The organism is Ralstonia condita, assembly GCF_958405655.1.
Taxonomy (GTDB): domain Bacteria; phylum Pseudomonadota; class Gammaproteobacteria; order Burkholderiales; family Burkholderiaceae; genus Ralstonia; species Ralstonia condita.
Map to the genome: position 1 here is coordinate 386,902 of NZ_CATYWO010000002.1, position 6,970 is coordinate 393,871.

Here is a 6,970-nt window from a genome sequence, read left to right on the forward strand (position 1 = left end):
CAAATCTTTCGGGGGAGCGCCATGTTCACCGCGAAAACACGCCGTGACCAACCGGAATGTCACGTCTCGCCCCGGCTTCACGTTTTATTGTGCTTTTTGAGTCACTTTATTCGATGCCGATACCGCGCCCGTGACGCCGCAAACCCCCGAGATAGGCCGGATTGACCGCGTTTCTTGCTGGAATGAGCTGGACAGAGCTGCGGAAGAATGCCATCCGAGAACCCGACTTTGCGTTTGCCGCACCGCAAGCCGGGAAGGCTCTCCCCCCATTTCTGTCCCTTAGCCCCGAGTGATCCCCATGGCCGAAGCTGCTGCCGCAACCACTGCCCCCGCGCCCGCCAAGGGCGGCTCCACCAAGCTGCTGCTGATCATCCTGATCGTGCTCGTGCTCGTCGGCATGGGCGGCGCGGCGGCCTGGTTCTTCCTCGGCGGGGCCAACCACACCGCGTCCGCTTCTGCGCCGGCCAAGCCGAAGGAGCCGATTTTTGTGGCGATGGAAACCCTGACCGTGAACCTCCAGCCCGAGGAGGGCAACGATCGCTACCTCCAGGTCGGCATCACCTTCAAGAGCTTCAACAAGCATGCAGAAGACGAGATCAAGACCTACACGCCGGAGCTGCGCAGCCGGATCCTGACCCTGCTGGCCAGCAAGACGCCGACCGAGCTGTACCCGGCCGTCGGCAAGGCCAAGCTGGCCAAGGAAATCGTCGAACAATGCGAGCAGGTCTACAAGGCCGTCGGCAAGGAATCGCCCGTGGCCGACGTCCTGTTCACCAACTTTGTGATCCAGTGACATGCTCAAGGAAGAGTTTCTTTCCCAGGAGGAGATCGATGCGCTCCTCAAGGGCGTCAGCGACGAGGCGGACGAGGAACCTGTCGAGGCCGACCCTTCAGGCATCCGCACGTACAACCTCGGGTCGCAGGAGCGCATCGTCCGTGGGCGCATGCCCACGCTGGAAATCATCAACGAGCGGTTCGCGCGCAACTGGCGCATCGGACTGTTCAACTTCATGCGGCGCAACGCGGAGATCTCCGTCGGTCCGGTGAAGGTGCAGAAGTACAGCGAGTTCATCCGCAACCTGGTGGTGCCGACCTCGCTCAACCTCGTGCACGTCAAGCCGCTGCGCGGTACGGCGCTGTTCGTGTTCGACCCCAACCTGATCTTCCTGGTGGTCGACAACCTGTTCGGCGGTGACGGGCGTTTCCACATGCGCGTGGAAGGCCGGGACTTTACCGACGTGGAGCAGCGCATCATCCAGCGCATGCTGCAGCTTGTCTTCGAGCATTACGCCAGGGCATGGCAGCCGGTCTACCCGATCGACTTCGAATTCCTGCGCATGGAGATGCACACCGAGTTCGCCAACGTGGCCACGCCCAATGAAGTGGTGGTCACCACCACCTTCAGCCTGGAGCTTGGCAACAATGGCGGCGATGTGCACATCTGCATGCCGTACACCATGATCGAGCCGATCCGCGACCGGCTGACCTCCGCCATCCAGGGTGAAGCACTGGAAGTCGACAAGCGCTGGCTGCGGCTGCTGTCGCAGCAGGTGCAGACGGCTGAAGTGGAACTGATCGCCGACCTGGCAACGGCCAACGTGCAGGTCTCCGACATTCTGAACATGAAGGTGGGCGACGTCATTCCGCTGGAACTGGACGATGTCGTGACCGCCAAGGTAGACGGCGTGCCCGTCATGGAATGCAACTACGGCACCTTCAACGGCCAATACGCGCTGCGGGTCAACCGCATGCTGAACATGAGCGGCAGCGAGCCTGCCACGGAGTCTGACGATGACAACTGAACCGACCATGAACCCCGGAGCCAGCGCCGACGACATCGACGTCGAGATGACGATGGAAGAGGCCATGGCCCTGGAAGCGGCGCAGCGTGCTGCGGCCAACCCGCCGGCTGCCACGCCCGCCGCCGAATCGAGCCCGGTGTTCAAGCCCCTGACCGCCGACGGCCTGGGCGGTACCCAGCGCAACGACATCGATATGATCCTGGACATCCCCGTGCAGTTGACGGTGGAGCTGGGGCGCACCAAGGTGCCCATCAAGAACCTGCTGCAGCTCGCGCAGGGTTCGGTGGTGGAACTCGACGCGCTGGCCGGTGAGCCGATGGACGTCCTCGTCAACGGCTACCTGATTGCCCAAGGTGAAGTGGTGGTGGTCAACGAGAAGTTCGGCATCCGCCTGACCGACATCATCACGCCGTCCGAACGCATCCGTAAGCTGAACCGCTAAGCCGTCAACCGGCACGCACCCTGACAGCGACCACTGCTCCCCCCGGGCAAGGTGTTGACATGAACCATGCAGTTGATTGGGCCCGCACCTTTGGCGGGCTGTTTGTAGTCCTGGCGATGATCGTCGCGGCCGGCTGGCTGCTGCGCCGCCTGCAGCAGCGCGCGGGCATGGGCCCCGGCGGACGCCGCAGCCAGGTGATCACCGTGGTCGCGCAGCAGATGCTGGGCGCTCGCGAGAAAGTGGTCGTCGTGGACGTGGAAGGCACGTGGCTCGTGCTGGGCGTCACGCAGCAGCACGTGCAGACGCTGCACACGCTGCCGCGCCCGGCCGATGCGGCGCCCACCGCGGGCAGCGACGGTACGCTGGCGACAGGCAAGCCGCCCCGCTTTGCCGATGCGCTGTCCGTCCAACTCAAGCGCCACCTGACGGGGAAATCGGAATGAGCACGCGCGCTGTCTTCCGTTGCCTGGTCACGCTAGCCCTGCTTGGCGCGGCACCCGCCGTGTTTGCGCAGGCCCAGCCGGGTCTGCCGCTGCTGACGGGAACCGCTGGCGGGCAAAGCTACACGCTGCCGGTCCAGACGCTGATCTTCCTCACGTCACTGGGCTTCCTGCCGGCCATCATCCTGATGATGAGCAGCTTCACGCGCATCATCATCGTGCTGTCGCTGCTGCGTCACGCGCTGGGCACGCAAACCACGCCGCCCAACCAGGTGCTGATCGGGCTGGCGCTGTTCCTGACGTTCTTCGTGATGTCGCCGGTGCTCGACAAGGTCTACACCGACGCCTACGTGCCGCTGCGCGACAACAAGATCACCGTGGAGCAGGCCATGGACACCGCCGCCACGCCGCTGCGCCAGTTCATGCTCAAGCAGACCCGCGAGCCGGACCTCGCCCTGTTCGTCAAGATGGGCAACATGCCGGCCATCGCCTCGCCCGATCAAACGCCGATGCGCGCGCTCATCCCTGCCTTCGTCACGAGCGAGCTGAAAAGCGCGTTCCAGATCGGGTTTGCCATCTTCATCCCGTTCCTGGTGATCGACATCGTGGTGGCGGCGGTGCTGATGTCGATGGGGATGATGATGGTCACGCCGTCGATCTTCTCGCTGCCGTTCAAGATCATGCTGTTCGTGCTGGTGGATGGCTGGCACCTTCTTCTGGGCTCGCTGGCCCAGAGCTTTGTGCAATAAGGAGACGCCATGACACCCGAGTACGTTTTGGACATGGCTCGCCAGGCGATGCAGGTCGCCATGATGGTTGGCGCGCCGATGTTGCTGGTTTCGCTCATCGTCGGCCTCCTGGTGGCGGTGTTCCAGGCCGCCACGCAGTTGAACGAGCAATCGCTGTCGTTCATCCCCAAGCTGCTGGCGGTGGCGGCCACCATGGTGTTGGCGGGCCCGTGGATCCTCAGCGTCATTGTGGATTACACGCGCAATCTGCTGACGAATATCCCCAGCTACGTCAACTGACGTAGCCGCGCCCGCGCCTCGCTGCCCCTTGCCATGATCCAGTTCACCGCCGCCCAGCTCAACGGCTGGATTGCCATGTACTGGTGGCCGCTGGTACGCGTGCTGGCGTTCATCGCCATGGCGCCGCCGTTTGCCAACACCGAAGTGCCGACCTCGATCAAGGTCGCCCTGGGCGTGATCATCACGGTGGCGCTGGCGCCCATGCTGCCTGTGCCGGTGGGCGTTTCGGTGGGTTCCTACGAAGGGCTGTGGATCACGCTGCTGCAGGGGGTGATCGGGCTGTCGCTGGGCTTCTGCGTGCAGCTCGTGTTCTCGGCCATCAGCGGCGCGGGTGAAGTGATGTCGGTGCAGATGGGCCTCGGTTTCGCCTCGCTGCTCGACCCGCAGCAGACAGAAAGCAGCATGCTGCTGGGCCGCTTCATCAGCCTCACGGCCATCACCGCATTCATCGCCGGCGACGGTCACCTCGTGTTGTTGCACGCGTTGTTCGACAGCTTCACCGCCCTGCCCGTCTCAGCCGCGCCCCTGGCCAATCCCGGCTGGCAGACGCTGGCCGGCGGCGGCACGATGGTCTTTGCGCTGGCCGTGCGGATCGCCCTGCCGATCATTGCCATCATGCTGGTCGTCAACCTCGGGTTTGCGGTGCTCTCACGCACCGCGCAGGCGCTGAACCCGTTTGCCGTGGGCATTGCCGCCACGCTGGTGGTGGGTCTGATGCTGGTCATGGTGATGATGACCTCGCTTGCACCCGTGGTGGAGCGCTCCGTCATGGATGCGCTGGAACTCGGTGGGCGGGCATTCGGGCAGTTCGGGGCGCAATGAGCCGCGAGCCCCACGGCAAGGCCGGCGTGATTAAAACGGCTGTTTCATCCTCGCCGGCTGCCACGCGTCGTTCTCCCCGCGGCTGCGCGCAATAACCCCGACGATTTTACCCACGCCGGTTTTCCATACTGTTTCTGCATTGTTACCTACGTCGCGCATCTGACACGAAGTGACGCAAGTGGTTGTTTTCCGGCAGAAGTTTTCAGTATGATTCGGCCCGGGGTTGGGGAATGACAAGCGTATTGAAAGAGAAAATCGGCCGGGATTAACGGTCCACGCATTCACCCAGATCAATCGAAAACAAGAAGAGCAAATTGGGTGAAGGCAAATGCGCTGGTTTGCGCAGTTGTCACTCCCGCGCCGGTTCCGCTCCACGCTGCGGCAACCGGCGGTGCTCCTTATGCGAACACCGAAATGCCCGATTTGCACTGGACAATCCCGGTTGCTCGCTGGTCCTGCTGGCCTGCCATTGGTTCCGATACAGCATCGTCTCCCGACATCGGTTTTATTGAACCGATGGTCAGGCGCCGCCTGAGCACGCTGTCCAAGCGCGCGCTCAAAGTCGCACACGATTGCGTGGCAGACCTGCCGCGCGCGCGCGTCGTCTTTGCGTCCCGCCACGGAGAGTTACGCCGTACCGCTGGCATTCTGGCTGACATCGAACATGCGCAGCCGGTCTCCCCCACCGCATTCAGCCTGTCGGTGCTGAACGCCATGAGCGGCGTCTTCGGCATCGCGCGCGGCGACACCTCCCCCGCCATCGCGGTCTCCGCGGGCCCTGCCACGCTGGGCCTTGCGCTGCTCGAAGCCCACGCACAGTACACCTTGGACCCTGCATCGCCCGTATTGCTCGTGTATGCGGATGAGCCGGTCGAGAGCCGCTTCGGTGCCGTGACCGACGAGGTGGACGAGCGCGCGCTGGCGATTCTGCTCGACGCCTCGGCGCAGGGCGGCCTCACGTGTTCGCACCGCCCAGCCGCCGCATCGGGCACGGCGGGCATGACAACGCAAAGCCAAGCGGTGCTGCACTGCCTGGCATCCCGCACATCCGGTGCCTGGCAACACGCGGGCGGCACGTGGACATGGCAATGGCGCGAGGGCTCATGGCAAGCACACTGAGCGCTCGCATCAACCAGGCGTGGCGCTTGGCTGCGACCGGCCTCGCCTTCACGGTCTTCGGCATCTGCGGGCTGCTGTTTTCCATCATCGTCTTTCCACTGGCCTGGCTGTGGCCGCACCGCGCCACGCGCCAGCGCACCGTCACCTTCGTCATCCACTGGTTCTTCCGTGCGCTCGTGCGGGCACTGCAATGGCTGGGGGTGATGCGAGTGGACGTTCAGGGGGCCGAGCTGTTGCGCCAGGGCGGGCCCGCCATCGTGGTGGCCAACCACCCCACGTATCTGGACGTGATGGTGCTGCTGGCGCTCACGCCATCCGCCTGCTGCGTGGTCAAGAACGCGCACTGGAGCAACCCGTGCTTCTGGGGCATCGTGCGGGCGGCCGAATACATCAGTAACGCCGACCCCACACAACTGGTCGAAGCAGGCGCGCGCCAACTGGCTTCGGGCTACACCATGATCATCTTCCCCGAGGGCACGCGCAGCCCCGCCAGGCACCGGCTGCACCCGTTCTCGCGCGGTTTTGCCCATATGGCACTGAACGTCGGGGCGCCCATCCTGCCCGTGCTGATGGATTGCAACCCGCCCGCCTTCACCAAGACCATGCGCTGGTACGACGTGCCCCCGCAGGCGTTTTGCATGAAGGTCGCCGTGCTCGCACCGGTCAGTGTCGCGCAGTATGTGCCCGAGGGCTCGCCTGCCACGCTGGCGGCGCGTGCGCTGACCACCGGTATCGAAACCCACATTACCGACCACCTTCTGCAATATGGATTCCTTGAAGCTCGAAATTAAGCAACTCCTGATCGAGGCACTCGATCTGGAAGATATGACGCCGGCGGATATCGACGACGATGCACCGCTCTTTGACACCAACGGCATCGGCCTGGATTCGATCGACGCGCTGGAAATCGGGATCATGCTGCGCAAGCGTTATCAATTGACGATTGCCGCGAATGACGAACACACCCGCGAGCATTTCCGCACGGTGAATACGCTCGCGGCTCTGGTGAAGAGCCAACAATAATCTCGCCGGCATTCGCTACGGTAGAAACAGGGAGAGAACAAGACCATGACGGACACCGAGATCCTCGAACGCATTCGCGCCATTTTCAAAGAGAACTTCGCTATCGAACCGGAGCGTGTCACGCTCGAGGCGCATCTGTTCGAAGACCTGGACCTGGACAGCATCGACGCCGTCGACCTCGCCATCAAGTTGCAGGAAATGACCGGGCGCCGCATCAAACCCGAAGAGTTCAAGACGGTGCGCACGGTCAACGACGTCGTTGGCGCGGTTGAATCTCTGCTGGCGGCGTAACCG

The 6,970-nt window shown here is 63.5% G+C and carries 11 protein-coding genes; all 11 read left to right on the forward strand.

All coding sequences use genetic code 11. From position 1 onward, the window contains the following. Window positions 1-298: 298 nt before the first annotated feature. Window positions 299-793, forward strand: coding sequence for a flagellar basal body-associated protein FliL (gene fliL, locus R2N03_RS08320; protein ID WP_012430712.1), 495 nt, complete (start codon window positions 299-301; stop codon window positions 791-793). Window position 794: 1 nt separating this feature from the next. Continuing rightward, window positions 795-1,802 (forward strand): flagellar motor switch protein FliM, encoded by a 1,008-nt coding sequence (gene fliM, locus R2N03_RS08325; RefSeq protein ID WP_012430713.1) that lies wholly within the window; start codon window positions 795-797, stop codon window positions 1,800-1,802. Continuing rightward, entirely contained in the window at window positions 1,792-2,244 is a 453-nt protein-coding gene (gene fliN / locus R2N03_RS08330) for a flagellar motor switch protein FliN (protein WP_316657204.1), read from the forward strand. Before fliM ends, fliN begins: the two co-directional genes overlap by 11 nt. A 59-nt stretch (window positions 2,245-2,303) precedes the next feature. Continuing rightward, on the forward strand, window positions 2,304-2,687 hold the full coding sequence (fliO, locus tag R2N03_RS08335; RefSeq protein ID WP_012430715.1) for a flagellar biosynthetic protein FliO: 384 nt from the start codon (window positions 2,304-2,306) through the stop codon (window positions 2,685-2,687). Continuing rightward, entirely contained in the window at window positions 2,684-3,433 is a 750-nt protein-coding gene (gene fliP / locus R2N03_RS08340; RefSeq protein WP_316657207.1) for a flagellar type III secretion system pore protein FliP, read from the forward strand. The genes fliO and fliP overlap by 4 nt, the downstream gene beginning before the upstream one ends. 9 nt (window positions 3,434-3,442) lie before the next feature. Continuing rightward, window positions 3,443-3,712: a flagellar biosynthesis protein FliQ gene (gene fliQ, locus R2N03_RS08345; RefSeq protein ID WP_012430717.1), complete on the forward strand. Its 270-nt coding sequence runs from the start codon at window positions 3,443-3,445 to the stop codon at window positions 3,710-3,712. Window positions 3,713-3,745: 33 nt separating this feature from the next. After that, window positions 3,746-4,534, forward strand: coding sequence for a flagellar biosynthetic protein FliR (gene fliR, locus R2N03_RS08350; protein ID WP_316657210.1), 789 nt, complete (start codon window positions 3,746-3,748; stop codon window positions 4,532-4,534). Window positions 4,535-4,948: 414 nt separating this feature from the next. Continuing rightward, on the forward strand, window positions 4,949-5,653 hold the full coding sequence (locus tag R2N03_RS08355) for a beta-ketoacyl synthase chain length factor (RefSeq protein WP_041668684.1): 705 nt from the start codon (window positions 4,949-4,951) through the stop codon (window positions 5,651-5,653). Beyond that, window positions 5,638-6,444 (forward strand): lysophospholipid acyltransferase family protein, encoded by an 807-nt coding sequence (locus tag R2N03_RS08360; RefSeq protein ID WP_012430720.1) that lies wholly within the window; start codon window positions 5,638-5,640, stop codon window positions 6,442-6,444. The genes R2N03_RS08355 and R2N03_RS08360 overlap by 16 nt, the downstream gene beginning before the upstream one ends. Then, window positions 6,419-6,676 carry a phosphopantetheine-binding protein gene (locus tag R2N03_RS08365; RefSeq protein WP_012430721.1) on the forward strand — a complete coding sequence of 86 codons (258 nt, stop codon included), beginning with the start codon at window positions 6,419-6,421 and terminating at the stop codon, window positions 6,674-6,676. Before R2N03_RS08360 ends, R2N03_RS08365 begins: the two co-directional genes overlap by 26 nt. 45 nt (window positions 6,677-6,721) lie before the next feature. After that, window positions 6,722-6,967: an acyl carrier protein gene (locus R2N03_RS08370; RefSeq protein ID WP_316657217.1), complete on the forward strand. Its 246-nt coding sequence runs from the start codon at window positions 6,722-6,724 to the stop codon at window positions 6,965-6,967. Window positions 6,968-6,970: the final 3 nt, after the last annotated feature.

Bases quoted from the DNA above. Each gene is read 5' to 3' on its own strand.
- fliL (WP_012430712.1), top strand. From the start codon at position 299: ATGGCCGAAGCTGCTGCCGCAACCACTGCCCCCGCGCCCGCCAAGGGC.
- fliM (WP_012430713.1), top strand. From the start codon at position 795: ATGCTCAAGGAAGAGTTTCTTTCCCAGGAGGAGATCGATGCGCTCCTC.
- fliN (WP_316657204.1), top strand. From the start codon at position 1,792: ATGACAACTGAACCGACCATGAACCCCGGAGCCAGCGCCGACGACATC.
- fliO (WP_012430715.1), top strand. From the start codon at position 2,304: ATGAACCATGCAGTTGATTGGGCCCGCACCTTTGGCGGGCTGTTTGTA.
- fliP (WP_316657207.1), top strand. From the start codon at position 2,684: ATGAGCACGCGCGCTGTCTTCCGTTGCCTGGTCACGCTAGCCCTGCTT.
- fliQ (WP_012430717.1), top strand. From the start codon at position 3,443: ATGACACCCGAGTACGTTTTGGACATGGCTCGCCAGGCGATGCAGGTC.
- fliR (WP_316657210.1), top strand. From the start codon at position 3,746: ATGATCCAGTTCACCGCCGCCCAGCTCAACGGCTGGATTGCCATGTAC.
- R2N03_RS08355 (WP_041668684.1), top strand. From the start codon at position 4,949: ATGCCCGATTTGCACTGGACAATCCCGGTTGCTCGCTGGTCCTGCTGG.
- R2N03_RS08360 (WP_012430720.1), top strand. From the start codon at position 5,638: ATGGCAAGCACACTGAGCGCTCGCATCAACCAGGCGTGGCGCTTGGCT.
- R2N03_RS08365 (WP_012430721.1), top strand. From the start codon at position 6,419: ATGGATTCCTTGAAGCTCGAAATTAAGCAACTCCTGATCGAGGCACTC.
- R2N03_RS08370 (WP_316657217.1), top strand. From the start codon at position 6,722: ATGACGGACACCGAGATCCTCGAACGCATTCGCGCCATTTTCAAAGAG.